General features: G+C 65.5%; 24 protein-coding genes. 8 read left to right on the forward strand and 16 right to left on the reverse strand.

Features of this window, described 5'->3' with window-relative positions; all coding sequences use genetic code 11:
- Positions 1–15: 15 nt before the first annotated feature.
- Complete coding sequence (locus ACP153_RS18265) at positions 16–483, reverse strand: hypothetical protein (protein ID WP_424970027.1); 468 nt, start codon at positions 481–483, stop codon at positions 16–18.
- A 790-nt stretch (positions 484–1,273) separates the two neighbouring features.
- On the opposite strand from ACP153_RS18265, the gene adh reads away from it, so the two are divergent.
- Positions 1,274–2,794, forward strand: coding sequence for an aldehyde dehydrogenase (gene adh, locus ACP153_RS18270; protein ID WP_424972455.1), 1,521 nt, complete (start codon positions 1,274–1,276; stop codon positions 2,792–2,794).
- A 60-nt stretch (positions 2,795–2,854) separates the two neighbouring features.
- On the opposite strand, the gene ACP153_RS18275 is transcribed toward adh, so the two are convergent.
- Genes ACP153_RS18275 through ACP153_RS18285 form a run of 3 tightly spaced genes read right to left on the reverse strand, consistent with a single transcriptional unit; the run spans position 2,855 to position 5,867 of the window.
- Positions 2,855–3,856, reverse strand: coding sequence for an ABC transporter substrate-binding protein (locus ACP153_RS18275; protein WP_424972456.1), 1,002 nt, complete (start codon positions 3,854–3,856; stop codon positions 2,855–2,857).
- A complete protein-coding gene (locus ACP153_RS18280; RefSeq protein WP_424972457.1) occupies positions 3,820–5,205 on the reverse strand; it encodes a sensor histidine kinase in 1,386 nt (461 codons plus the stop codon). The genes ACP153_RS18275 and ACP153_RS18280 overlap by 37 nt, the downstream gene beginning before the upstream one ends.
- A complete protein-coding gene (locus ACP153_RS18285) occupies positions 5,202–5,867 on the reverse strand; it encodes a response regulator transcription factor (protein WP_424972458.1) in 666 nt (221 codons plus the stop codon). Before ACP153_RS18285 ends, ACP153_RS18280 begins: the two co-directional genes overlap by 4 nt.
- A 106-nt stretch (positions 5,868–5,973) precedes the next feature.
- Between ACP153_RS18285 and ACP153_RS18290 the strand changes: the two genes are divergently transcribed.
- The 5 genes from ACP153_RS18290 to ACP153_RS18310 all read left to right on the forward strand — a co-directional run bounded on the left by ACP153_RS18290 (position 5,974) and on the right by ACP153_RS18310 (position 11,002).
- Positions 5,974–6,954, forward strand: coding sequence for a tripartite tricarboxylate transporter substrate binding protein (locus ACP153_RS18290; protein WP_424972459.1), 981 nt, complete (start codon positions 5,974–5,976; stop codon positions 6,952–6,954).
- Positions 6,955–7,036: 82 nt separating this feature from the next.
- Positions 7,037–7,525: a tripartite tricarboxylate transporter TctB family protein gene (locus ACP153_RS18295; RefSeq protein WP_424972460.1), complete on the forward strand. Its 489-nt coding sequence runs from the start codon at positions 7,037–7,039 to the stop codon at positions 7,523–7,525.
- Between the two features lie 3 nt (positions 7,526–7,528).
- Positions 7,529–9,052, forward strand: coding sequence for a tripartite tricarboxylate transporter permease (locus tag ACP153_RS18300; protein ID WP_424972461.1), 1,524 nt, complete (start codon positions 7,529–7,531; stop codon positions 9,050–9,052).
- Positions 9,042–10,244 carry a CaiB/BaiF CoA transferase family protein gene (locus tag ACP153_RS18305; protein ID WP_424972462.1) on the forward strand — a complete coding sequence of 401 codons (1,203 nt, stop codon included), beginning with the start codon at positions 9,042–9,044 and terminating at the stop codon, positions 10,242–10,244. Before ACP153_RS18300 ends, ACP153_RS18305 begins: the two co-directional genes overlap by 11 nt.
- Positions 10,241–11,002 (forward strand): citryl-CoA lyase, encoded by a 762-nt coding sequence (locus ACP153_RS18310; RefSeq protein WP_424972463.1) that lies wholly within the window; start codon positions 10,241–10,243, stop codon positions 11,000–11,002. The genes ACP153_RS18305 and ACP153_RS18310 overlap by 4 nt, the downstream gene beginning before the upstream one ends.
- Before the next feature lie 7 nt (positions 11,003–11,009).
- Here the strand turns inward: ACP153_RS18310 and ACP153_RS18315 are convergent, their stop codons facing one another.
- From ACP153_RS18315 to ACP153_RS18350, 8 genes are all read right to left on the reverse strand, one after another.
- Positions 11,010–12,257 carry a BatD family protein gene (locus ACP153_RS18315; RefSeq protein ID WP_424972464.1) on the reverse strand — a complete coding sequence of 416 codons (1,248 nt, stop codon included), beginning with the start codon at positions 12,255–12,257 and terminating at the stop codon, positions 11,010–11,012.
- The gene (locus ACP153_RS18320; protein WP_424972465.1) at positions 12,254–13,774 is read right to left on the reverse strand and encodes a VWA domain-containing protein; all 1,521 of its coding nucleotides are present in this window, start codon (positions 13,772–13,774) and stop codon (positions 12,254–12,256) included. The genes ACP153_RS18315 and ACP153_RS18320 overlap by 4 nt, the downstream gene beginning before the upstream one ends.
- Positions 13,771–14,757, reverse strand: coding sequence for a VWA domain-containing protein (locus tag ACP153_RS18325; protein ID WP_424972466.1), 987 nt, complete (start codon positions 14,755–14,757; stop codon positions 13,771–13,773). Before ACP153_RS18325 ends, ACP153_RS18320 begins: the two co-directional genes overlap by 4 nt.
- Positions 14,754–15,239, reverse strand: coding sequence for a DUF4381 domain-containing protein (locus ACP153_RS18330; protein ID WP_424972467.1), 486 nt, complete (start codon positions 15,237–15,239; stop codon positions 14,754–14,756). The genes ACP153_RS18325 and ACP153_RS18330 overlap by 4 nt, the downstream gene beginning before the upstream one ends.
- Entirely contained in the window at positions 15,236–16,168 is a 933-nt protein-coding gene (locus ACP153_RS18335) for a DUF58 domain-containing protein (protein WP_424972468.1), read from the reverse strand. Before ACP153_RS18335 ends, ACP153_RS18330 begins: the two co-directional genes overlap by 4 nt.
- An 8-nt stretch (positions 16,169–16,176) precedes the next feature.
- Positions 16,177–17,160 carry an AAA family ATPase gene (locus ACP153_RS18340; RefSeq protein ID WP_424972585.1) on the reverse strand — a complete coding sequence of 328 codons (984 nt, stop codon included), beginning with the start codon at positions 17,158–17,160 and terminating at the stop codon, positions 16,177–16,179.
- Between the two features lie 84 nt (positions 17,161–17,244).
- A complete protein-coding gene (locus tag ACP153_RS18345) occupies positions 17,245–18,201 on the reverse strand; it encodes an HAD family hydrolase (protein WP_424972469.1) in 957 nt (318 codons plus the stop codon).
- 80 nt (positions 18,202–18,281) lie between these two features.
- A complete protein-coding gene (locus tag ACP153_RS18350) occupies positions 18,282–19,883 on the reverse strand; it encodes an arylsulfatase (RefSeq protein ID WP_424972470.1) in 1,602 nt (533 codons plus the stop codon).
- A gap of 320 nt (positions 19,884–20,203) precedes the next feature.
- On the opposite strand from ACP153_RS18350, the gene ACP153_RS18355 reads away from it, so the two are divergent.
- Positions 20,204–20,875, forward strand: a complete 672-nt coding sequence (locus ACP153_RS18355; RefSeq protein WP_424972471.1) for a Crp/Fnr family transcriptional regulator — start codon at positions 20,204–20,206, stop codon at positions 20,873–20,875.
- Between the two features lie 14 nt (positions 20,876–20,889).
- The gene (locus ACP153_RS18360; RefSeq protein WP_424972472.1) at positions 20,890–22,842 is read left to right on the forward strand and encodes a multiheme c-type cytochrome; all 1,953 of its coding nucleotides are present in this window, start codon (positions 20,890–20,892) and stop codon (positions 22,840–22,842) included.
- Positions 22,843–22,897: 55 nt separating this feature from the next.
- On the opposite strand, the gene ACP153_RS18365 is transcribed toward ACP153_RS18360, so the two are convergent.
- The 4 genes from ACP153_RS18365 to ACP153_RS18380 form a co-directional block, all read right to left on the reverse strand.
- Positions 22,898–23,461: a nuclear transport factor 2 family protein gene (locus ACP153_RS18365; RefSeq protein WP_424972473.1), complete on the reverse strand. Its 564-nt coding sequence runs from the start codon at positions 23,459–23,461 to the stop codon at positions 22,898–22,900.
- A 46-nt stretch (positions 23,462–23,507) separates the two neighbouring features.
- Positions 23,508–24,461 carry an alpha/beta hydrolase gene (locus ACP153_RS18370; RefSeq protein WP_424972474.1) on the reverse strand — a complete coding sequence of 318 codons (954 nt, stop codon included), beginning with the start codon at positions 24,459–24,461 and terminating at the stop codon, positions 23,508–23,510.
- A 134-nt stretch (positions 24,462–24,595) separates the two neighbouring features.
- Positions 24,596–25,483, reverse strand: a complete 888-nt coding sequence (locus tag ACP153_RS18375; RefSeq protein ID WP_424972475.1) for a helix-turn-helix domain-containing protein — start codon at positions 25,481–25,483, stop codon at positions 24,596–24,598.
- Between the two features lie 54 nt (positions 25,484–25,537).
- Positions 25,538–26,305, reverse strand: a complete 768-nt coding sequence (locus ACP153_RS18380) for a DsbA family protein (RefSeq protein WP_424972476.1) — start codon at positions 26,303–26,305, stop codon at positions 25,538–25,540.
- Between the last annotated feature and the right edge of the window lie 52 nt (positions 26,306–26,357).

The following is a 26,357-nucleotide window of genomic DNA, read 5'->3' on the forward strand; positions in this document are numbered from 1 at the left end:
GGGGGATGTTAAGGATTACTCGTTAGGAGAACCCTTGGCGCCTTTGATCGCGGCCAGCTCGGCGAAGCTGTACTCGGTCGCGTCGAGGCCCAGGCTTGCGGCCAGCTGTGCGGCTGCGCCGGAGACGCCCACGGACTGGGTCGAGACGACGCCACCGCGCTCGGTGATGTTGTAGCCGTTGTCCGTGTCGAAGCTGCCCTTGATGTTGGCCAGCTCGGCGAAGCTGTAGTCATTCGCGTCCACGCCCAGGGTCGCGGCCAGCTGTGCATGGGCCGGGGAGATGCCGACCGACTGGGTCGAGACCACGTCGCCGCGGGGGGCGATGTTGTAGCCGTTATCGGTGTCGTAGCTGCCCTTGATGGCGGCCAGTTCGGAGAAGCTGTAGACGCCGGGCTCGACGCCGAGCTGACGCTCGAGCTGGGAGGATGCGAAGGCCGGAGCGGTCAGGGCGATCACGAGGGCGGAGGTCAGAGCGAGTTTCATTTCAGTAGTCCTTTCAGTGTGTTGCGCGGCCTGTTTGTGCGTTGCGAGCCGCGGTGTTGTGTGTGTCGGCGGTGTGTGTCGCTGCCGATGAGATGGATTTGGGTCGGGGGGGCTCGGAATGAAATGGCGATGATGCGAGAGGTTGTTGCGCGCTGACGCACATCACGCTCCCGCGATCAGGCCTTCTGCGCGGGGTGTTCGAGGGTTTCCGGAAAGCTGCGTGGTTTCAGAGACTTACCCGGACACACCCCCTCACAGCCCGGTGATGTTTCCAACAGAGGGGGCTGAGGGGGGTAAAAGTCACAGCCAATGTGACAGAAAAAAATCGAAAGAAATCTGAGGGGAGGGGTTGGAGAGCGGAAATCTGACCGCAGAAGCGCCGAAAAAGCGCGAGCAAAGTCCCCTTACCGCACCAAAAAAGCGACTCGACCAGCCTTGCGAAGCCGAAAATCGGCAAATTGGCCGGATGAAGGCTCTCAAGTCAGCGAATTTCTGGACCAAACGCACCTCCTGGGGGCCAAACTCCTGCATCAACCCCGATCAGCGGCCGAAACGCCCCGCTCTTGAGTCGCGACTTGTCCAGATCCACCCTGCGACGCTTCGCATTCAGACCCGAGACAAGCGTCCTTTGCGGTCAAACCCCCAAAATCCTCTCTCGACCTGTCTCGCTCCTGAGACAGGTCCGCAAAACCACGACTAAGGGACCAAGCCGGGTGCGTGATCCCTTGACCTAGGCTTTGCGCATCACATGGGGGCCACCCCAAACGCACCACCCTAGGAGGACCACGACATGAATGAGATGACCCAACTGGACGAGACCCTCGTCTCCCCGTTCAAGGACCGCTACGACAACTTCATCGGCGGCAAGTTCGTGGCCCCGGTCGAAGGCCGCTACTTCGACAATGTGACGCCGATCACCGGCGAAGTGGTCGGACAGATCGCACGTTCCTCCGCAGCGGATGTGGAGATGGCGCTCGATGCGGCCCATGCGGCCAAGGATGCCTGGGGCAAGACCTCGGTCACCGAGCGCGCCAATATCGTGCTGAAGATCGCAGACCGGATCGAGCAGAACCTCGACATCATCGCCAAGGCCGAAACCTGGGACAACGGCAAACCGATCCGCGAAACGACGCTGGCGGACATCCCGCTCGCGGTGGACCATTTCCGCTACTTCGCCGGCGTGTTGCGCGGGCAGGAAGGCTCCATGTCCGAGATCGACAATGACACGGTCGCGTACCACTTCCATGAGCCGCTCGGCGTGGTTGGGCAGATCATCCCCTGGAACTTCTCGATCCTGATGGCGGCGTGGAAACTGGCGCCGGCCATCGCGGCTGGCAACTGCATCGTGATGAAGCCCGCGGAACAGACGCCTGCGGCCATCATGGTCATGGTTGAACTGATCGCCGACCTGCTGCCCGATGGCGTGCTCAACATCGTCAACGGCTATGGCGGAGAAGTGGGGGCAGCGCTCGCGACGTCCGACCGGATCGCCAAGATCGCCTTCACCGGCTCCACTGCCACGGGCCGCAAGATCATGGAGGCCGCCACGGTCAACCTGATCCCGGTCACGCTGGAGTTGGGCGGCAAGTCCCCGAACATCTTCTTCAAGGATGTCATGGCCGAGGATGACGCGTTCCTCGACAAGGCCGTCGAAGGCTTCGTGCTCTTCGCGTTCAACCAGGGTGAGGTCTGCACCTGCCCGAGCCGCGCGCTCATCCACGAAGACATCTATGAAGAGTTCATCGCCCGGGCCATCGCCCGCGTGAAGGCCATCGTGCAGGGCGATCCGCGCAAGATGGAAACCATGGTCGGCGCGCAAGCCTCCATGGAGCAGAAAGAGAAGATCCTCTCCTACTTCCAGATTGGCGTCGAAGAGGGGGCCGAGGTGCTGACCGGGGGCAAGGTCGCTGATGTCTCCGAGGATCTGCAGGACGGCTTCTATATCGAGCCGACCATCCTGAAGGGCCACAACAAGATGCGCGTCTTCCAGGAAGAGATCTTTGGCCCGGTCGTGTCCGTGACGACCTTCAAGACCGAGGAAGAGGCGCTCGAGATCGCCAATGACACCATGTACGGCCTCGGCGCGGGCGTGTGGTCGCGCGATCAGAACACCTGCTACCGGTTTGGCCGCGCGATCGAAGCCGGTCGCGTCTGGGTGAACAACTACCACGCCTATCCGGCCCACGCGGCCTTTGGTGGCTACAAGCAGTCCGGCATCGGGCGTGAGAACCACAAGATGATGCTCGACCACTACCAGCAGACCAAGAACATGCTGGTCAGCTACAACCCGAACAAGCTGGGCTTCTTCTAGGCCCGGACCCTGTTCGATCTTTGAAAGCGGCCCTTTCGGGGGCCGCGTTTTTTTTGTGCGCTACTGCAGGATCGCGCTTTCCCATTCCGACAGGAAACCGCGCCGCTTGAATCGGTCGAGATAGACCAGCAGCGCGGGACCAAGCTCGATCCGTCGCACGGCGCTGTCATCATTCGGGGGCGCGATGGGGGGCAGGGCGGTTCCGTCAAAGGTCTCGCTCAGCAGGTGATCCACGAACTGCCCGGCGGTTTCGGGTTCCGCCGCGCTGGCCGGGATCAGCACCGAGCGCAGCATGAGTGTCGTGAAATCCGAAGGCAGGATGATCGTGTAGGCATCCCGGTCCACCCGGCCCAGAGCGTAGCTCGCCAGCACGTTATAGGCGATGGCCAGCTCTCCGCCGACCACGGCGTCGATCATGTCCGACGAGCAACAATAGAGCGCCACATCCAGCGCCCCCATCACCTCGGTCAGGCGCCAATAGGTCTCGGAGGTGCGGGCATCCTGCGTGGCAAAGAGATACCCGAGCCCCGACTGTCGCACATCATACGTCCCGATCCGACCTTCGAACCGCGCCGGGTTCTCGCGCAGGGTCGTGATCAGTTGCTGACGGCTGCGGGGCAGGGGCAGATCGGCAAAGGCGGATTTGGAGACGACGATCGCCGCCGGTTCCTGGCTGAAGGCAAAGAGCCGGTCGTTCCACGTCGCCCAGCCCGGCAAGGCGTCGGTCGCGTCGGAATTGTGGGGCTGGGCCAGCCCGTCATTGGCCAGCTTGGTCTGCAGATCCATCGCGCTGGAGATTGCGATGTCAAAACGTGTCCCATCGGTGCGCAGGGCGCGGTCGAGCTCCGCCGAGCTTGCCACCGTATAGGCGACCGCCGTGTCCGGCGCGCCCTCCAGATAGGACCGGATCATTGGTGCGAAAAACGCGATATCCGCGGTCGAGATGATCTCCAGCGTGGTCGCGGCGTCGTCCGGGCCGAAACGCGCCTGATCCTCGATCTCGAACGCCGCCAGCGGCGCCGCGATCAGGAGGCCGACAAGGGAAAGGAGAGTGTGACGCATGCGCCGCCTCCGGCTGAATTGGCAAGAATGAGCTGGCCGCCATGGACCCGGGCGACCTCGTCCGCGATGGTCAGGCCGAGACCGGAGCCGATAATCTGGGCCGCATTGCTGCCGCGCACAAAGCGTCCGGTCAGGGATGCGGGATCTGCCTCGGGAAAGCCGGGCCCGGTATCGATCACCCGCAACCGGGCCCGTTCGGCATCGCGATCCACGCTCAGGGTGATCTGCCCCTCGGCGGGCGTGTATTTGATCGCATTGTCGAGGATGTTGGCCACCGCGCTCTGCATCAGGATGAGATCGCCGCGCAGGCTCGGGTCGGCGGCACCCTCCACGGCGATCTCGATATCCTTGAGCTCCGTGATCGGGCGGGCGCGGGCTGCGGCCTCCCGCGCGAGGGTCTGGAGCGAGATCACATCGCTCTCCAGACTGTCAGAGCGGAAGCTTACCGTCGCATGGTCCAGAAGCTGCCCCGCCGTGCGGGAGGTTTCGTCCACCGCGCGCATCATCTCTTTCAGGGTCTGACGCGCTTCCGGGGTTTCGGCCCGGCGATAGAGGATCTCGGCTTGCGTGCGCACGATGGCCAGAGGGGTGCGCACCCGGTGCGCCGCCTCGACGATGAAATCCTCCGACCGGGCGAGCGAGGTTTTCAGCCGGGTCATGAAGCTGTTGAGCGTGGTGACCAGCGGTGCCATCTCGCGCGGCACGGCGGTGGTCACCTCCCGCAGGTCCGATGGCCCCCGGCGCGACAAGCTGGTCGTCAGCCGGTTGACCGGGCGGATCGTGGTGCTGGCTACGACGATCGCGAGCAAGGCCGTGAGCGCAAAGAACCCCGCCCCGATCCCCATGGAGAGCTGCGAAACCCGGGTCAGCACCGCGCGCTGGCCCTGCCGCGTCTGCGCGATGGAGACCTGCAACAGCGAGGACCCCTCAAAGAGCGAGATCGGCCGGGCCACGGTTGCGATCCGCACATCCTCTCCGAGAAAGGGGAGGGTGTCGAAACTGGCAGGCTCCGCAGGGCCGCCCTCCGGGCGCGGCAGGCTCTCATAACCCGACAGGAATTCGTCCCCGAGCCAGATCGCGTAGAACACCCGCTCATCCGCGGCGCTGCCCAGCATGGAGAAGGCGAAATAGGGGATATCGATCATGATTTCGCCATCGCGGACGCGGGCATTGTCGACGATGGACACCGCTGAGGCGGTCAGGATGTTGTCCTGGCTTTCCTGAGCGAGCTGGGCCGCCACGGATTGCACCACGAAATAGAGGATGATCGCCGTCGCCGCCGCGCCCGCCAGCAGAAAGGTCAGGAGACGTCGCCGGATCGACGTGGTCGGCGCGAGCCCGGGGATCATGGCACGTCCAGTTTATAGCCCGACCCGCGCACGGTGGTGATCCGCACACCGGTCTCGGCCAGATGACGGCGCAAACGCCCCACATAGACCTCGATCGCGTTCTCGGTGACCTCTTCATCAAAGGAAAAGAGCCGGTCCACCAGCGCCGATTTCGAGAAGATCTGACCCGGCGCATTGGCGAAGGTTTCAAACAGCCGCAGCTCCCGCGTGCGCAACTGGACCACGCGATCCGGGGTCTCGAGCGTGCCTGCAAGCGCGTCAAACGTCAGCTCCGCCAAGGCGATCTGATTGCCCGCAGCCCCGCTTTTGCGTCGCATCACGGCCCGGCAACGGGCCTCCAGCTCGGCAAAATCGATGGGTTTGACCATGTAATCATCGGCTCCGAGATCGAGCACGCTGACCCGATCCGACACCTCGGACCGCGCCGTCAGGACGATGACCGGCGTCTCCTGCGCCTCGCGACGGCAGCGGCTCAGAAAGGTCCGACCATCTCCGTCCGGCAGCATAATATCCAGCAAAAACAGATCGTAAGTTGTGGTCGCGATGAAGTCCCAGGCCTCGGCCATGCTATCGGCATGATCGACCACATGGCCATCGAGGCTCAGCCGGTCGATGACGGCCCGGGCCAGCGGCGCGTGATCCTCGATCAAAAGAAATCGCATGGGCGGAAAAATTCCCGTGGGCGGTGTCAGGTTTATGTCAGCTTTCGGTGCGACGTATCTTTCATGGGCGGCAACGACCGCCTTTGTCAAACGGGAGGACCTTGACATGACATTCGCAATGACTCGTCGCGCGCTCATGGCAGCCGCGGCTTCGCTCGCGCTGGCCGGTGGCGCCCAGGCCGGTGGCCACCAGATGCTCGACAGCGTGCATTTCCTCATCCCCGGCGGCGCCGGTGGTGGCTGGGACGGCACCGCGCGCGGCACCGGTGAGGCGCTCACCAATTCCGGGCTCGTGGGCTCGGCTTCCTACGAGAACATGTCCGGTGGTGGCGGCGGCAAGGCCATCGGCTACCTGATCGAAAACGCCGAGAGCAACTACGGCACGCTGATGGTGAACTCCACGCCGATCGTGATCCGCTCGCTCACCGGTGTGTTCCCGCATAACTTCCGCGACCTGACCCTCGTGGCCGGGACCATCGGCGATTATGCGGCCATCGTGGTCGGCAAGGACAGCCCGATCAACTCCATGGCAGACCTGCTGGCAGCCTATGACGCGGACCCGAACTCCACCGCGATTGGTGGCGGCTCGGTGCCGGGCGGCATGGACCACCTCGTGGCGGCCATGGTGATGGAAGCGGCGGGCAAGGATCCGCTGGGCGTGAAGTACATCCCCTATGATGCGGGCGGCAAGGCCATGGCGGCGCTGCTCTCGGGCGAGATCGCGGCGCTTTCCACCGGCTTCTCCGAAGCGGTCGATCTGGCCGATGCAGGCGAAGTGAAGATCATCGGTGTGACCTCCGATGAGCGCGTGGGCGCAGCCCCCGACGCCATGACCATGATGGAGCAGGGCATCGACACCACCTTCGTCAACTGGCGTGGCTTCTTCGGTGCACCGGGTATGCCGGCGGATCAGGTCTCGGCCTATCAGGCGGCCATCGAAAAGATGTACGACACCGAAGAGTGGGAAACCGTTCGCGCCCGCAACGGCTGGGTTAACATCCACAACAGCGGCGACGAGTTCCTGAAATTCCTGGAGACCCAGGAAACGCAGATCGGTGATCTGATGAAGAAGCTCGGCTTCCTCTGATCTGAAGCTTTGGCTTCAAGGGTGCGGCGCGGAGAACAACGCGCCCACCCGCATTTTTTCGAAAATTCTGGGAGGGATGGACATGGCGCTCGACCGTTGGATCGCGCTTGTTTTGCTGGGTATTTGCCTGGTCTACGGCTATACGGCTTATTTCACGATGGATGACAGTCTTGCCCCGTTCATGCGGCGCAATCCGATCTGGCCGTCCACTTTCCCCAAGGTGCTGGCCGTGCTCGGCGCGGCTGCGTCACTGGTGATCCTGCTGGGGCTCGAAGGTCCGCAGAAGCCGCCCAAGGAGGGCGATATCGATTACCGCCGTCTGGGCGATTACAAGATCGGGCAGGCCGCCGCGCTTCTGGGCCTCATGGTGGCCTATGCGCTGCTCCTGCGCCCGGCGGGTTTCCTGCTCTCGACCAGCGGCTTCCTGATCCTCGGCTCGGTCATCCTCGGCGAGCGGAACTGGCCGGTGATGATCGGCGTCTCGGCGGTCGCCGCGGGCTTTGTCTGGTATCTGGTGCAGGAGGTGCTTGGCATTTTCCTGCGCCCGCTGCCCATGTTTCTGGGGGCGTAAGAGATGCTTGAAGGACTGCTCATCGGCCTGCAAACGGCCTTTTCCATTCAAAACCTGCTGATGGTGATCGGGGGCTGCCTGATCGGGACGTTCATCGGGATGCTGCCGGGCCTCGGGCCGATGTCGATCATCGCGATCATGATCCCCGTGGCAATTTCGCTAGGCGACCCCTCGGCAGCCCTGATCCTGCTGGCGGGTGTGTATTACGGCGCGATCTTCGGCGGCTCGACCTCGTCGATTCTGCTCAACGCGCCGGGCGTTGCGGGCACCGTCGCCACCAGTTTCGACGGCTATCCCATGGCCAAACAGGGCAAGGCCGGCAAGGCGCTGACCATCGCGGCCATCGCCTCCTTTTCCGGCGGGACCATCGGGGCGATCCTGCTCATGGTCTTTGCACCCGCGCTGTCTTCGGTCGCCCTTCTCTTCCACTCGGCGGAGTATTTCGCGCTGATGGTGGTGGGCCTCTCGGCCATCGCGGCCTTTGCGGGCACGGGCCAAGTGGCCAAGGCGCTGATGATGACCATCCTCGGTCTGATCATGGCCACCGTGGGCGAGGGCGCTCTGTTCAACCTGCCGCGCTTCACCATGGGGTTGATGGACCTGCAATCGGGCTTTGGCTTTATCACGCTGGCCATGGCGATGTTCGCCCTGCCGGAGGCTTTGTTCCTCGTGATGAACCCGGTCCGCTCGGTCCAGGGCAGCGGCGATGACAGCGGCGAGATCAAGGATCTGCGCATCACCAAAGCCGAAGCCAAGTCCATGGCCCCCGTGGTCGGACGGCAATCGGTGCAGGGCTTCTTCATCGGCGTCTTGCCCGGTGCGGGCGCGACCATCGCCTCCTTCCTCGGCTACGCGGTGGAACGCAACATCGCTCCGAAGAAGGAGCAGGAGGAGTTCGGCAAGGGCTCGATCAAGGGCCTCGCCGCACCGGAGACCGCGAATAACGCGGCCTGCACCGGGTCCTTTGTGCCGCTTCTGACGCTGGGCATCCCTGGCTCGGGGACGACGGCGATCCTGCTCGGGGCGCTGATTGCCCTGAACGTCTCGCCGGGGCCGCGCCTGATGATCGATGCGCCCGAGATCTTCTGGGCGGTGATCATGTCGATGTTCATCGGCAACCTGATCCTGCTGGTGCTGAACCTGCCGCTGATCCCCTACATCGCCAAGATCCTGTCGGTGCCGCGCAACTACTTGATCCCGTTCATTTTGTTCTTCACCCTGATGGGGGCCTATATCGGCCAGAACAATGCGACCGAGCTCTTGTTGCTGGTGGGCTTCGGGATCTGCGCCACGATCCTGCGCTTTGCGGATTACCCGCTGGCACCGCTGCTGATCGGGTTCATCCTGGGCGGCATGCTGGAGGATAACTTCTCCCGCGCGATGCAGCTCTATGACGGGATCGGCTTCATCTGGGAGCGTCCGATGACCCTCGGCCTGCTGGCGATCGCGGGGCTCCTGATCATTCTGCCGAGCTACCGTGCGCGCCGCGCCCGGGCTCGGGCCGAAGGCGTCGCCGATGGCGACTGAGACCCAGGCCCCCGCGCCCCTGTCCGGGGTGCGGGTGCTTGATCTGACCAATGTTCTGGCCGGCCCCTATTGCTGCTATCAACTGGCACTGATGGGGGCCGAGGTCATCAAGGTCGAACGCCCCGGCAGCGGTGATCTCGCCCGCCAACTGGGCGCGGATCCCGCCCGGAACGCCGCGAATATGGGGATCAGTTTCCTGGCCCAGAATGCGGGCAAATTCTCCATGACGCTCGATCTCAAGGCCCCGGCCGGCAAGGCGCTGCTCAAGCGTCTCGTGGCGACGGCGGATGTGCTGGTTGAGAATTTCCGACCCGGGGTGATGGAGCGTCTGGGGCTCGGCTATGAGGTGCTGCGCGAGGCGAACCCGCGGCTGATCTATTGCGCGATCTCGGGCTTCGGGCAGGACGGGCCGCGCAAGGATGACCCGGCCTATGATCAGATCGTCCAAGGCGTGTCCGGAGCGATGTCCATTACCGGTGCACCCGAGACAGCACCCTATCGCGTGGGCTATCCGGTGGCCGATACCTGCGGCGGCATGACAGCGGCCTTTGCCGTGGCGGCAGCGCTGAATGCCCGACCTCGGGGGGCGTTTCTCGATATCTCCATGACCGAGGCGTTGGTCTCCAGCATGGGCTGGGTGGTCTCGAACCACCTGATCGGAGGCGTGCCGCCCGCGCCCCATGGCAATGAGAACACGACCTCGGCCCCCTCCGGTACTTTCGCCACTGCGGACAACCCGATCAACATCGCGGCCAATCGCGACACCCAGTGGGAGAGCCTTGCCCATCTGCTGAGCCTGCCGGGCCTGATCGAGGATCCGGCCTACCGCACCCGCGAGGACCGGAAGGCCAATCGCGAGGATCTGCGGGCGGCACTCGAAGCCGTGCTGACAACAAGGCCCGCCGCCCATTGGGTCGCGGCACTCAATGAAAAGGGTGTGCCCACGGGCCCCGTGCTCGGCGTGGCCGACGCGCTCGAGGATCCTCAGCTGCGCGACCGGGGCTTGATTGGAAAGGTTGAGGTCGCGGGCGAAGAGATCGCCCTGCCGACCTCGCCTGTCCGGGTGGATGGTGCCCGCCCGCAGCCCGCCGCGCCGCCTCCGGCGCTTGGCGCAGATACGGAGCGGGTCTTGCAGGATCTGGGGCTGAGTAACGCCGAGATTTCCGCGCTGAGAGAGGAGGGCGTGCTATGAGCGATGTCGCTGATTGGTGGTCCACCGCCATCATCGATATGGAGCCCGGGCGCATCCATCTGCGCGGCCACCCGATCCAGGAATTGATCGGGACCACCTCCTTTGCCGAGATGATCTGGTTGATGGTGCGAGGTGATCGCCCGGAGCCTGCCCAGGCCCGGCTTTTCGAGGCGGCTTTGGTCTCGGCCGTGGATCATGGGCCGCAAGCGCCGTCAATCGCGGCGGCGCGCATGGCGGTGACCTGCGGGTTGCCGCTGAACAATGCCATGGCGACCGGGGTCAACATGCTGGGCGATGTCCATGGCGGCGCGGGCGAGCAGGCGGTCGAGATGTTCCACGCGCTGGCGGATGCTCCGCTTGGGCCCGCTCTCGACGCGTGGATTGCCGAGCGCGGCAAGATCATCCCGGGCTATGGCCACCGTTTTCACACCCCGGTCGACCCGCGCGCACCGCGCCTGATGGCGCTGGTCCGCGAGGCGGTTGCGGCGGGGGCCTGCGCGGGGCGCTTCCTCGCACTGGGTGAGGCGGTCGAGGCCGAGCTTGCCACGCGCAAGAGCCGTCCGATCCCGATGAATATCGATGGGGCCACGGCAGTGATTTATGCCGAGCTCGGGTTTGCGCCGCCCCTCGCAAGGGGCCTCTTCTGTCTATCGCGCTCCGTGGGCCTCCTCGCCCATTCCTGGGAACAGATGGAGCAGGGCGGCCGCAACAAAGGTCCGACCCCGCCCAAGTATCGCTGGACCTATACGGGCGACTGATCCCGGGTCAGAGCGGGTTGAGCGCGGGGAGAACCGCCTCCCGCGCGACCGAGTTTTGCCCGGGCTTTCGCGCTGTAAGTGCTTTGGTCAGCGCGGCCCAACGGGCGGCGGTCTCCGCCGGGGGCACGGGCGTGTCGCCATAGGCGACCGCCGTCACGCGGCTCAACGCTGCATCGAACTCCAGCGACGGCGGCAGGGTCCCATGGGCTGTCTCGAAGGCCGCGATCCGCCTCAGGAGGAGCGACAGATCCTGCGCAGCAGCGGCTGCCTCGATCTGTCGAAACATCTGCGGCGCGGCGCGCGCCTTGGCCGCCTTCCGCGCCTCCCACCAGTGTTGCCACCGCGGATAACCATAGCGACATAGGGCAAATCCCAGGGCAACAAGCGCCACCAGAGACGCCAAAGCGCGCAGGATCAATCCGCGGTCCCAGGAAACTGGCGCCGCAGGGCCGGGCGCCACCTCGAACTGCGCCCCCTCCAGCACGATGGTCTCGACCTGCCCGGAGGTGATGTTGAACCACTCCAGCGTGATCTCCGGCAGCTCCGCTGGCCCCTCCGCGATGGCGACATAGCTGGCCGCCTCCTGCCGCGTGCCGGAAACGACCCCGCGATCGACGCTCTCGGTCAGAACCGGTTCCTTTGGGTAGGCCCGCAGAGCGCTCTCCTCCGAAAGTCCCAGAAGCGGCGGCACGAAGAGCGGCGGCGCGCCCTTGATCGTCACCGTCAGGTTGCGCTGGACCGCGTCGCCCATCGCGATCTTGCCCTCGGGCAAGGTGATCTCCTGCGTTGCAGTCAATCCCGTCGCCACCAGCAGCGGGTCAAGCCTTTCGGCACCCTCGGGCACAAGCCCGGTCAGGGTGAAGGGCTCGGTCGTGACGACGGAGGTGAGGTCTTCGGTCCCTTCTCCTCGATAGGTCACGGAAACCTCCTGCGCCGGGATTTCGAATGTCCCGGCCACCATGGGATAGAGCGTATAGCTCCGGGTCACACCCGACCAGGTTTCGCCATTCACCGGCTTGCTGGTGGGGCTCGTGGCGCGCCCGTTCAGCCGCACCATCAGGTTCGGCGTCTCGAAACTCGGCAGGTTGGGCGGGCTCGGCATGAAGCTCGGCACCAGAACGGTCAGACGCAGGACTACGGGCTGACCGACGGCGACGCTGTCCTCGGCCAGGGTCAGTTCGACCACTGGCTCCTCGGCCTGCGCGGCGCTGAAACACCAAAGAAGAACCGCCATAGCGCGCAACACTTTGCTCATTCCACGCCCTCCCCGGCGGCGGCTTCAAGCTTGAAGCGCGTGGCGAGGAAATCCCCCACATTCGTGTCGACCGAGCGCATCCACTGCTCGGCGCTTTCCAGCCCGAGACCGTCCTCCGTGGGCATGATCTCGGTCTGCTCGCCCAACCCGCTTTCATTGTCCATCACGACCTCGTCGGCGCCGATCCCGCGTTCCTCGCCCGTGTCGGACTGGGCTTGCGTGCGTTCGACAAAGGCCACGATGGCCTGTGCGACGGCGAGGTTTCGCGCGGCGTCGGGATAGTCCGGGCGCAGTTCTAACGCGCGCGCAAAGGCGCGCATCCCGGGGCGGTATTGCCGGTTGCGCAGCCGTGCCATCCCCTCGCCAAAGGCCGCCTCGGCCCCGTCCAGTGCGGCATAGGCCTCGGCAGCGGCCTCGTATTGTCCCGCGCGAAACAGCGAGAGCGCCCGCCACATCGAATCCTCAAAGAGGTCCGCTGCTCGGGCGAAATCCGCCTCGGCATAGGCGCGCTGCCCCTGCTGGTCTGGGGTCCAGAACAAATCAGCCACCCCCTCGGCCCGGGCCTGCGAAGGCGCGAGCTGCAGGCTGAGCGCCAGCGCCGCAAGGGCCGCCCAGGGCATGGTCCAGCCGCGCCGGAACCAGACCAGCAGCAAGAGCGCTGCGGGCCAGGCGAGCCACCATCCGCGATCCTCCCAGACCTGGGTGTCGTCGGCGACAAGGGCTGCCCGATAGGCCGAGGTCAGATGCCGCTCGATCTGGTCGAGATCGGCCTCGCCCGGGGTCATGCGGACCAGTTGCGCATTGGCGATCCCATCGAGCTGCGGCAGCGCGACCTCCGGCGGTGCAGCCACATAGAGGACCAGGGGCCCGTGCTGCGCCGCGTTGATCTGCGCCACCGCATCGGGCGGCAGGTCGTCGAGGATCATCAGGATCGCGCCGGGGCTCTCTGCCCGGTCCATCTCGGCTTGGGCGCGGGCCAGCGCCGCGCCGGGTGCGTCGCCGTCCACGGGCATGATCTTGGGGCTGAGCCCGTCGAGAAAGCTGCTGAGAATACCGGGATCCGTGGTCAGCGGCACAACCCGGTGGGCGGTCCCCGCATAGGCGATCAGGGCGGTTTCGGCTCCCGCGCGGCGCGCCACCAGATCGCGGATCTTGAAGGTCGCGCGCTCAAGCCGCGACGGCGCGATATCCGCCTCGCTCATGGAGGGCGTGACCTTGAGGGCGACGACCAGCGGCGCAGTCTCCGCCTGAAACGGGTCGGGCAGGCGGGTCCAACTCGGGCCCGCGACGGCCAGGGTCAGCAGAGCAAGGACCGCCACCACCCCGTCGATGGGATAGAGCCGCCGTCGATCCGCCCCGCCGAGGGTCAGGGCCTCCGCCAGATGGGGCGCAAGACCTGCGAGGGGCGTCTCCTCCGCGTGCCGTTTGGGGCGGATCGCCCACCAGAGCAGCGCCAGCAAAGGCAGGACCAGCAGCGCCCAGGGCCGCAGCAGATGAAACGCCTCAAGCCCGCTCATGACCGCTGCCTCTGTCCGCGCGCGAGATGCAGATAGGCGGTGCTGAGCGTACCGATCAGGAGCGCGAGGGCGAACGGGATATGGCTGACCGGCTCGCGCGGTTGATAGGTCGCGCTGTCGGTCACGCGCGGGTTCTGTGCGTCGATCTCGGCATAGATCTCGGCCAGCCCGGCCACGTCCGAGGCATAATAAAACGCGCCACCTCCACGACGGGCGATGTCCTCCAGCGTGGCGGGATCAAGCCGTTCCTCGCCCGAGCCGTCGGGATTGCCGACCCCGATCGTATAGATCGTGATCTGTGCATCGGCAGCGATCTCGGCGGCGTTGATCGGGCTCATGGCGCTGGCCGTGTCGGCCCCGTCACTGAGCAGGATCAGCAGCCGCTCTTCGATCTCGCTGTCCTCAAAGGCGCGGATCGCAAGGCCGATCGCATCCCCAATGGCCGTGTTCGGCCCGGCCATGCCGGTCTGGGTCTGCTCCAGAAGTTCGACGACACTGTCGAGATCCTCGGTGAAGGGCACCTGCACATAAGCGCTCGCCCCGAAGACGATAAGGGCGATCCGGTCGCCCTCCCGCTCGGCCACGAAATCGCGCACCACATCCTTGACCGCCTGCAGCCGCTGCACCCGCGTGCCATCGGCGGCCTCCATATCCTTGTCATCCATGGAGCCGGAGATATCGACCGCCAAGACCAGATCGCGCGCGGCATTGGTGATGGTGATCGGCTCGCCCAGCCGTTCCGGACGCGCCAGCCCGATGATCAGCAACACCCAGCAGAGCACGGCGGCGATCATCTGCAGGCTGGAGCGGGTGAGCACCTGCGCCCCTGCCGCGGTTCGCGCGCCACTGGCCTCGGTCACTTGCCGGAAGAACGGGATGCGCAGGGCGGCGGTCCGTTCCGCATGGGGCGGGACCAGCCACCAGACCAGAGCGGGCAGGGGCAGGAGGGCCAGAACCCAGAGGGAGGCGAAAGCGATGCTCATACCCGGTGGCTCTCGATCCAGTGTTTCGCGAGGCGGGCCAGCTCCGGCGCGGGGGGCAGGGGCTGGCGGGCATAGGGCCCGGTCAGGAGCATGCGGGCACTGGGAGCCTCGGAGAACCCGACGCTGGGGGCGGTGCGGTCGAGAAAGGCCAGCCACTCAGCCCCGTCGAGCCCGGCCACCTCCGCGCGTGGATAGGCGGCGAGCGCTGTGCGGCGCAGCACGGTGGCGATGGCGGCCGGGTCCTTGCCCGCCTCGGCCAAGGCCGCGAGTCCGGCCCGGCGATAGGCATTGGCCGCATGGCGTTTGCGCGCGGTCCAGAAGGCAAAGCCCAAGACCCCGAGCAGGAGCAGCGCGAGCGCCGCCCAGGCCGGGGTTTGTGGTAGCATCGAGATTTCCGGCGGCGGCGCAATCGGAGTCAGCTGATCGAACAGCTCCGGCAGGCTGAGCCCGGCCAGTTCTTCGGCTGTTGGGATGTCGCTCATGTCCGCATCTCCCGCGCGCCCATGAGGCGCAGCAGTTGCGGCAGGGTTTCTTCGGCGGTGCTGAGCGGCAGGATCGGGATGCCGTAGCGGTCGCAGAACCCGGTCATCGCTGCCAGCCGCGCCTCGGCAAAGGCGCGCAAGGCGGCACGAGCCTCGCCCGACCCGCCAATCTGGGCCTGAAGCGCGCCATCGGAGACCACCAGCCGTGCGTCTGCGGGCAGCTCTTCGAGCACCGGATCGCGCACACTCACCAGGATCACGTCATTGCGCCGGGCGATCCGGGACAGGATCTGTTCGGTCTGGGCATCCCAGGCGTCGAAATCGCTGAAGACCATGACGAGCCCGCCGGAGCGCACGATCTGCGCCGTCGCGGCCAGCGGTTGGGTCAGAGCCATCCGGCTCTCCGGTTGGCGGGCCGCGTTCAGCGCGCCATTGGCCGCTGCGACCGAGCCCAGAAACCGGTGCAGGGCGCGGGGGCTGGCCTTGGGGCGATGCTCCACCAGCGCGTCATCGGTGAAGACGATCCCGCCCACCCGGTCCCCCTGGGCGCGGATCCGGTGCGCGGCGATGGCCGCCGCCTCGGCCGCCGTGACTGACTTCATGTTGTGCACACTGCCAAAGAACATCGACATCCGCTGATCCACCAGCAGCATCGCAGCGCGGTCCCGCTCCTCGGTATAGACCCGGATATACGGACTGCGCGTGCGGGCCGTGACCTTCCAGTCGATGGTGCGGATATCATCGCCCTGGGTGTAGTGACGCAGCTCCTCGAAATTCAGCCCGCGCCCCTTCAGCTTGGAGGCATGTCGCCCGTTCAGGATCGAGCGCACCGGCTGGCGCGGCAGAAAGCTGAGCCGCCGCGACGGGCCTTGCAGCCGTTGCAGATGGCCGAGATCGACGGAAATGCGCGGATCGGCGGAGGCGGGCATGGGCAGACCTAGGGCAGCGCCACAAGGTCGAGCAGCCGGTCGACCACCTGATCGGCGGTCACGCCCTCGCCCTGCGCCTCATAGCTGAGCGTGACCCGATGGCGCAGCACATCATGGGCGATGGCGCGGATATCCGTGGGGTCGACGAAATCCCGCCCCTGCAGCCAGGCATGGGTTCGACCGCATTTATCGAGACCCAGCGAGGCGCGCGGGCTCGCGCCGATCTCGATCCAGCGTGCGAGATCCGGGTCGAGCGCGCCGGGCGTGCGGGTGCCATAGACCAGATCGGCCATGTAGCGGCTCATGGGGTCCGAGACATGGATCTCGGCGATCTCGGCGCGGGCGGCAAAGATCACCTCCTGCGGGATCCGCGGGGGGGGCGTGGCCTTGTCCTTGGGGCCGGTGTCCTTTGCGCTGTCCTCGGCGCGGACAAGGGCGATGACCTGCGCTTCTTCCTCCACCGTCGGGTAGCCGACCTGCACATGCATCAGGAAGCGGTCCATCTGCGCCTCGGGCAGGGGGTAAGTGCCCTCCTGCTCCACCGGGTTCTGGGTGGCCATGACGATAAAGAGTGGTGGCATCTTGTGGGTGGTGCCCGCGACGGTGACCTGGCGTTCTTCCATCGCTTCGAGCAGGGCGGCCTGCACCTTGGCGGGCGCGCGGTTGATCTCGTCGGCGAGCACGATATTGGCAAAGATCGGCCCGGGCTCGAACCGAAACTCCGAGCCGTCCCCTGTCTGGTGATAGACTTCGGTGCCCGTCACATCCGAGGGCAGCAGGTCCGGGGTGAACTGGATCCGCCCGAACTCAGCCTCGATATTCTTGGCCATGGCCTTGACCGCGCGGGTCTTGGCCAGCCCGGGAAGCCCCTCGATCAGCAGGTTGCCATTGGCCAGAAGCCCGATCACCAGCCGGTCGATCACGGTGAGCTGTCCGATAATGGCGCGGCCCATGGCGGTCCGGAGGCTGTCGATATGGTCGCGGGGGGTCATGGTCATGTCTCGCTCGTCTCGTCTCGGCGCAGAGGGGTGGTCAGGGCAAAGATCAGGGCGGCGGGGCGCGCCGCCCCCGCCGGGTCAGTTCGGGAAGACCCGGTTCCAGTCTTCGGCCATGTCGATGATCACCCAACCGCGACCGGGCCCTTCATCGAGACCGCGGTTCAGCACGCCCACATGCCCCTCCCGGTCATAGGCGAACTCGCGCTCGGCATCCGTATGGTGCAGCAGCAGACCAAAGCGGGGGCCTTCGCCGCTGGTGACATATTCGAGCATGGCGAAATCACCGTCGGAATTGCCGGAAGCAAAGATCGGGCGCTTGCCGATCCGGTTGTCGATGCCCAAAGGCTTGCCTTCCTTGTCATCGACGAAATCGATGCCGGGCAGTTTCATGACCTTGCCATCCACATACTCCGTGGGGCCGGCTGAGCCGACGACCTGCTGGGGCGGGATGCCGTAAACCTCCTCGGCGAAGGCGCGGACGAAATGCACGCCACCGCCAGAGACGATCCAGGTCTGGAACCCCTCGTCGCGCAGATAGCTGAGCAGTTCCAGCATGGGCTGATAGATCATCGCGTCGTAGCGCATGCCTGTGCTCGGATGGCGGGCCGTGTCGAACCAGCTCAGGACATCGGCCTGGAAGTCCTCGACGGAGATCCCGGAATGGCTGATGGCGAGCACTTCGAGGAGCCCTTCGATCCCTCCGGCGGCCAGCGCTTCGACATCGCCTTCGGCGGCGGCCTTGAGAGCATCCGTGCTCAGGATCGATGGGTCGGCCTCGGCGCGCTCCCTTACCCGTTCCAGCGCGTAGATCAGCTGGAAATAGACCGGCTGCTCCGCCCAGAGATTGCCGTCATTGTCAAAGGTCGCGATCCGGTCTGCCGGGGTGACGTAATCGGGCGAGGCGGGGTCGGTGACGCTCTCGACGAAGGCCATGATGGCGCTCTTGGTCTCGGTGTCGTTCCAGGAGGGCAGCGGATCGGCCATGGCCGATCCGGCCCAGAGAAGGCAGCCCACAAGGGCAGTGCGAAAAAACATGCGAACGGTCCTGTGCAAAGCGGATCAGAAAGAGGGACCGCCCCGCATGCCTGTGGAGCGGCCCAAGCTCTAGGTTGCGTTTATTGTGCGCCGCCAGGGTCGGTTAGTTTCTCCATCACCTTCTCGAGGCTGAAGGACGCCGCTTTCTGGCGAGGCGGGTATTCCGCAAAGGTCGACAGGAACTGACCCACATAGGCCTGCGCAGGCACCAGCAGGTAAACGCGGTCAATCAACCAGTCGTAGTAGGTGTTTGACGTGCGGTAGGCCCGCTCATAGGGATCGCGGCGCAGGTTGGTGATCAGCGGCACGCGCAGCTCTGTCAGCGGCTCGGCCCAGGCCCGCAGCGTGCCCCAGACTTCCTGCTCCAGGAAGGTGATCTTCCAATCGCCATAGCGCAGGGCCGCAAGATCGCCGTCATCGGTGAAGTAGAAGATCTCGTTGCGCGGGCTCTTGTCAGTCTCACCGGTCAGCATCGGCAGAATGTTGTAGCCATCCAGATGCACGCGGTAGTCGCGTCCGCCACCGACTTCGGCCACGGTGATCCCGTCGAGCAGGTCTTCCTTGACGGTGTCGTTTCCGGCCATTGCGAGGAAGGTCGGCAACCAGTCCATGTGGTGGACGATCTCGTTGCTGATCGAACCCGGTTCAACATTGCCCGGCCAGCGGACCATGGCCGGCACGCGCCAGCCGCCTTCCCACTGGGTGTTCTTCTCACCCCAGAACGGGGTCATGGCCGCATCGGGCCAGGTGTTCATGTGCGGGCCGTTATCGGTCGAATAGAAAACAAAGGTGTTGTCTTCGATGCCCAGCTCTTCGAGCTTGTCGAGGAACATGCCGATATGCATGTCATGCTCGATCATGCCCGCAGTGTACTCGTCCACGGTCTTGCCGATGGTTTCATTCGCCATTTGCTGGCGCTCATCGCTCACATGGGTGCGGAAGTGCATCCGCGTGCCGGACCACCACAGGAACCAGGGCGTGCCCTCGGCTTCCTTGCGGTCAATGAAGTCGAGCGCGGCGGCCACGGTCTCATCATCGATGGTTTCCATGCGCTTTTTGGTGAGCGGGCCGGTATCCTCGATCGTGCCATCTGCTGAGGACTTGATCACCCCGCGCGGACCAAAGGTTTCGCGGAAGGTCCGGCCGTCGGGCATGATCATGTCGCCAGGATAGTCCGCGTTCTCGGGCTCTTCCTCGGCGTTCAGGTGATAGAGATTGCCCAGAAACTCGTCGAAGCCGTGATTGGTCGGCAGCATCTCGTCCCGGTCGCCCAGGTGGTTCTTGCCGAACTGACCCGTGGCATAGCCTTGGGCCTTCAGGAGGCCGGCAATGGTCGGATCCTCGATCTTCATGCCTTCCTCGGCGCCAGGCAGACCCACCTTGGACAGACCCGTGCGGAACACCGATTGCCCCATGATGAAGGAGGACCGGCCCGCGGTGCAGGATTGCTCGCCGTAATAGTCGGTGAAGATCATGCCCTCATCGGCGATCCGGTCGATATTCGGCGTCTGGTAGCCCATCAGGCCCATCGTGTAGGCCGAGATGTTGGACTGCCCAACATCGTCCCCCCAGATCACGAGGATGTTCGGTTTGTCGGCCTCCTGCGCGCTGGCGATCCCCGCTGTCAGCGCCAAAAGGGCCACCCCGAGGGTCAGCTCCTTCCGGGTCCTGTTCCGTGTCATGGTTTACCTCTCCTTTTGTAATTCACATGTGTTTTGAGCGTGAGTGGGGCCCGTATCGGGCCATAGGCACGAGATCCGGTCAAGGATTTCGACCCTCCGAGGCGCAAATGCGGCGCCTCCGATCCGCCGGAGGTCGCATGCGCGCAAGGGTCCTACCCCTCTGAAAATGAGAGAGAATAGTGAGCATGCGCCGCGGGTTGAGTGGCATGTTGGACCGGGGGCTCCGTACTGCGCTTCTCCTGACTCTATGCATCCGGTGCTGGACGGCCTTTCTATCATTTGACAGGTTTTGCCGGGTTTTTTGTCGTATAGGGCATGTCATGACACTGGGAATTGACCTCTTGCGCCGCCATGGCTGGTTGTCCGGACGCACACCCGAGATGCAGGACCGCATTCTTGAGGGCGGGCGCCTGCGCAGCTTCGCCTCGGGCGAGACTGTGTACCGGTTTGGCGACACATCCGAAGGGCTCTACGGGCTCGCCCAGGGCAATGTCACCGTGGCCATCCCCAACACGATCGGCAGCGAGCATACGATCTATCAGGCCACGCCCGGCTTCTGGATCGGGGATCTGGCACTTTTCTCCAAGCAGCGCCGTCTGGTGACCGTGATCGCCGTCACCGAGGTCGAGATCTACTTCATCCCGCAGCCCAAGCTGGTTGCTCTCGTGCGCGATGATCCGGTGATGCTGAGGGAGTTCTATGCGCTCAGCCATGTGAATATGGAGCTGCAGCTCAACATCCTGGCGAACCTCTCGATCCCGAACTCCGAAAAACGGATTGCGGCCTTTCTGCTCTATGTGGATTCCGTGCAAGTGACGCCGGGCGACTGGCTCGAGACGCCGCAAGACCGGCTCGCGACCATGACCGCCCTGTCTCTGCCGACGGTGCAGCGGTTGGTGAAACGACTTGCCGGTCTGGGCCTGATCGAGATTGGCTATGGCCGCATTCGGGTGCAGGATGCCGCCGCGCTGGCGCGTCACGCAGCGGAATGAGCGGAGCCTTCCCCATGCCACGATCCGGAGTGTTCGGGACCCTTGCGGTGCTTTGCGCGCTGCTTTGCGTGGCGCTACCTGCCGCGGCGCAGGAGGCACAAATCCCCGACTACATTGGCAGCGCGGCCTGCAGTGATTGCCATGAGGCAGAAGCCGTGGCCTGGGAAGGCTCCCACCATGATCTCGCCTGGACCCCGCCCGATGCGCAGCATGTGCTGGGGGATTTCGACAATGCGGAGTTCCTGCACAAAGGCGTGCGCACCCGCTTCACCACCGAAGCCGGGCGCTATTACATCACCTCCGATGGTCCGGATGGGGCGCTCACCAAGTATCCGGTGCATTCCGTGGCGGGCATCGCGCCGCTCCAACAATATCTGATTGAAACCGAGCCCGGCAGAATCCAGTCCTTCGACGTGGTCTGGGATGTGGAAGCGGCCCGGTGGTATCACCTCTATCCGGATCAGGACCTGCCCTCTTCGGACGGGCTGCATTGGACCGGACCCTACAAGAACTGGGCCGCCCGCTGCGCCGAGTGTCATGCCACAGGCTATGAAAAGGGCTATGACCCGCGCCGCCGCAGCTATGCCAGCACCCAGGCGGAGATTGGTGTGGGTTGCGAGGCTTGCCACGGTCCGGGGGAGGCACATCGCGCCTGGGCCCTGCCCGGGGGCAGCTATGATCCAGGCCTCTGGGCGTCGGTGGGCGAGACCGGCCTGACCATGGATTTCACCGCCAGTGCGGAGGCCGAGATCCAGCAATGTGCCAGCTGCCACTCCCGGCGCGAGCCCTTCGAGGCGGGCAATCCGCTGCCGGGCACGGCCTATCACGACGCCTACCGGCTGACCCTGCTGCGGGACGGGACCTATCATCCGGACGGGCAGATCCTCGACGAGGTCTATGTCTATGGCTCCTTCCTGCAATCGAAGATGTATGCCAAGGGCGTGGCCTGCACCGATTGCCACAACCCGCATACGGCGCAGGTCATCTCGGACACGAACACGGTCTGTACCCAGTGTCACTCGCCTGCGGGGAACCCGGAGTTTCCGAGCCTGCCGTTGGCCGAGTATGACGATCCGTCCCATCATTTCCACACGTTGGGCAGCGACGGCGCGCAGTGCAAAAGCTGCCATATGATCGAGCGCGACTATATGGGGATCGACGGGCGGCGGGATCACTCCTTCCGCGTGCCGCGCCCGGATCTGACCGTGCGGACCGGGGCGCCCAATGCCTGCAATGACTGCCACGTGGATCGCAGCGCCGAGGAGATGGCCGCCGAGCTCGAGGCGCGCTTCCCCGAGAGCCGCCACCGGGGACCGCATTTCGCCGATGTCTTCGCCCGGGCCCGCATCGCGCCCCAGAGCACGGCGGAGAACATCGTCGCCCTGACCGAGTATCTGGAGCTTCCGGGGATCGTGCGCGCCACGGCGCTGGAGCTTCTGCATCCGATCGCGACCCCGGATCTCGCGACGCGCATGGTGCCGCTTCTGTCGGATCCCGACCCGCTGGTGCGGGCGGCGGCGATCCCGGTGCAGCGCGCCGCGCCCAACACCGAACGTGCGCCGCGTCTCGCGCCCTTGCTCGCGGACCCGATCCGCAGCGTGCGCATGGCCGCGGCGCGGGAGTTCCTGAACATGAACCTTGCCCGTCTGCCGAACCGGATCAACGCGGATCTGGGGCTGGCCATGACCGACTGGCAGCGGTCGCTTTTTGCCCGGGCGGATTACCCGGAGACGCAGATCGTGCTGGCCGGGATCGGCCTGACCTCGCGCAACATGCAGGCCGCGTTGAGCGCTTTTACCGAGGCCGTGACCATGGATCCGCAGCTGGAACAGGGCTGGACCATGATCGTGCGGATCCATGCGGCGCTGGGCAATGGGGCGGCGGCGCGCGCTGCGGCGGAGGAGGCGATTGCCGCCAATCCCGACAGCGTGCCGCTCAAGGTCTTGCGGGGCGAGCTGGGCGAATAGCCCCGCCCGACCCCGTGCCCCGACGCGCACAGCACGCGCCGGGGATCGGCAAGGCTCAGTTGCCCGGTGTGTTCCGCACAAAGCTGCTGCCCCGTTCAGCGGTGGCGGTAAAGCTCATCCCGGTCACTTCCCAGCCGGTATCGCCGCGCTGCAACGCGTGGGTGTAGCTGCCCCAGACCTCCCACAGCGCCTCGCCGCCATTTTCGGGCGCCAGCCCACGCTCCATCCGGTTCCAGGCGTAGCCGTGGCTATAGACACTTGCCGTGTCCGCATCGGCGAAACTGACCTGATGGTTGCCTCGCAGATGAAAGCTCTCCTTCTCGGCGGTCAGGTTGCCGGCCCAACCCGCGATCAGCGCATCGGCGGGGATCGTCGCGGGTTCGCCGCCGATCAGGCTGGTGAAATCCACATGGATCGTCTCGGCGAAATAGCTGCGCGCGAGGTTCCAGTCCTTGCGATCGACGGCGATGTCGATGGCATTGGTGATGCGGATGATCTCCGCCTGATCCAGAAGCTGCGCGAGGGCTTGGGGCGTCTCGGTCTCGGTCCCGGTCTCGGCCTGGGCCGCCAGAGGCGACAGGGCGAGCAGAAGGGCGGTGGACGTGGCAAAACGGGTCATGTTCTCTCTCCTCATGGGGTGGGCGGGGGCAGCGCCCCCGGTCTGGTCAGCTGTCGTTGGAGGCTGCGAAATGGGCGGCCATGGTGTCGGCGGCGCGCTGCACATCCTCGGGGTTGTCATAGAAGTCAAACTGCGTGACCTCTTCGAGCATCTGCAGCGTGGAGGGACCCGCCACGCCTTCGAGGAAGCGGCGCACGCCTTGCGGGATCGCGGCGGCCTCGGAATGCACCACCGCCAACGGCTGGGTCAGGCGCTCGGCGTTTTCGACCGGGTGATAGGTCAGCCAGCCCTCCCAGCTCGCGTTGTTCCAGCGGTTGTCATAGGCCGGGATCGCGCCGCGCTCGGGCTCGTAGTAATAGCCGCCAATGGGCATGAGCACGCCTTCGGCCCCCTCGGGACCTGCGGCGGGGATGATCTCGCCCCCGGCGGCTGCGGCAGCCCGGCCCATCTCGATCAGGCCCGCGACCCCCTCGGCCCCGCCATAGACGGCCTCGACCAGTTCGGCATCCTGCAGCCAGGGGGCGACGAGGCCAATCCGCTGGACCCGGTCATTTCCGGCCGCCGCGTCGATCATGTAGCCCGCCGAAGCGCAGATCCCGAGCCCGTTGATCCGGGTGGCGTCCACCTCGGGCAGACCTGCGACGACATCGATCGCCGCGCGAATGTCAGAGGTTTTGGCCGCCGGATCCTCGATGAAGCGCTGCCCGTTCGGCAGGTCCCCGGACTTGCCCCAGCCCCGGAAATCGAAGGTGAAGGCCGCAAAGCCCCGGGCGACCATTTCCTCGGCATAGACGCGGGGCATCTGCTCTTCGACGCTGGTCCAAGCCCCCGTGACGATTACGGTCGGAAGGGCGTCACCGCCGTGACCTTCGGGCAGATAGAGCGTGCCCGAGAGGGTCGTGCCCTCATTTTCGAAGGTCACGCTGCGGGTTTCAACTTGCGCGAAAGCGGCGGTGGAGGCCATCAGGGCAGCGGCGGTGGTGGCAGTCAGCTTGGTCATTTGTCTTTCTCCTCTGTCTGGGCGATGCGCCCGATGGAGAAAGATCTACGCCTTCACGCGGCACGCTTCTTGGAGAGCCCTCCGACGTTTTTGAACAATCCTGCTTTTTTGCATCAGCCGAGGCCTGCCCGGCCTCAGACCGCCAGGGTCAGGCGGAAGCGGCGCGGTGTCTCGCCGGTGACCTGCTTGAAACTGCGCGAGAAATGCGCCTGATCCGCAAAGCCGCAAGCCAGGGCAATCTCGCCCAGCGAGAGGGCCGGGTCGCCCATCATCTCCATGGCCTGCTCGATCCGGTAAGCCATGACGTATTGCATGGGGGTGCTGCCCAGCGTCTCCTTGAAGAGGCGGCTGAAATGCGACGGGCTCATCCCGGCCTCGGCGGCCAGCGCCTCGACGCTGATGGTCTGGTCGAGCCGCGCACGGATATAGGTCAGGACCCGGCGGTAATGGGCGGCGGTGAAGCCCGTGCTGCGGCTCACGGGTTCGGGCCGCTCCTGCCCATAGCGCTGCAGGAGCTTGACGAGGAAGACCCGGCTCATGGCTTCGAACATCACGCCGGAGGTGACATCCCCCGTCTCCAGCGCATCGCGCAGCATCACCCCGGCGGTGCAGAGGTCCGGGTCCGTGAAAAGGGGCAAATCGCGGAACTGCTGCGGGTCCAGCAAGAGCCCCATCTCGCGCTGGGCGAATTGGGCGACCCGCTCGGGATCGAGCGTCACCACGATGACATCCGAGGTCGCAAACCAGCGCCAGCCCGAGCGCATGCCCGCTGGGGTCACGACGATATCGTCCTTGCGGAAGATGAAATCGTGCAACTCCCCATCGCGCCGGTTCTGCACCCGGTGCGGTTCAGGCTGGAGGTTCAAGAGGACATGGTGCTCGGCAAAGACATCCTCGGGCATGGTGTCGGGCGCGGCCTGAAAGTAGCGCAGGGACATCAGAGCCGCCGCCGAGACATGCTCGGAGGCGTCGCTGTTCAGCAGTGGCAGCGAGGGATAGATCTCGGCATAGCGGCGCGGCATCTCCGGGCTCCTTTCCCAGCGCGATCTAGGGCGGGGCGGCGCGGCTCCCAGGGGTCAGGCGCAGCCCGGAGGTGGGCCCGCCGCCCGTTCGATCTCGATCAGGCGGTTGAGGTTGCGGGCACTGATCTCGCCTTGCACCAGTGTCCGCCCCACCAAGAGGGCCGGGGTCCCGACCATCCCGAAAAGCTGCGCGAGGGCGCGACTGTCGGTCAGTGCGTTGCGGATCGCCGGGCTGTCCATATCCGCGAGCAACTGCTCCGCATCCAGACCCAGATCGTCGGACAGCACCCGCAGATAGGCCTCGGTCGGTTGGAAGGCCGCGCGGATCAATCTGCCATGGGCCGCCGCATAGCGGCCCTGTTGGGCGGCGGCGAGGGCCGCGCGTGCCCCATCGGCGGAGGCTGGACCCAGGATCGGCAACTCGTGCCATTTCACGCGGATGGCCCCCGCGGATGTCGCCTCCAGCTCATGGAGGCGCGGGGTCAGCACCCGGCAGAACGGGCAGGCATAGTCACTGAACGACGCGATCGGCACCACGCCCTCGGGCACCCGGTCCATCCCGAAGAGCGCGTCGCAGAGACGCCCGGTCAGCTGGTCCGGCGCGATCTCATGGACCTGCGCGGGCTCCAGCCCCACCAGCGGGTCGAGGCCTTGGCTCAGGCTGCCCAAGGGCAAGGCGCGGAACCCTTCAGGGGTCGCGAGCGCTTCGGCCTCCGGCAATCCCGTCAGCAGGTCGCGCAGGGCTGGCCCGCCATAGCGCAGCGCCGAGTAGCCGCCCACCAGCACCACGGCCCCGCCGATGAATTGTCGTCTTGTGGTCATGGCTGCTCCTCGGCCCGGTTGCCCGCAGGGTGCCCCGACGCAGGTTAACGTC

It is taken from the genome of Dinoroseobacter sp. S76 (assembly GCF_049801095.1).
In the GTDB taxonomy this organism is placed as follows: domain Bacteria; phylum Pseudomonadota; class Alphaproteobacteria; order Rhodobacterales; family Rhodobacteraceae; genus Dinoroseobacter.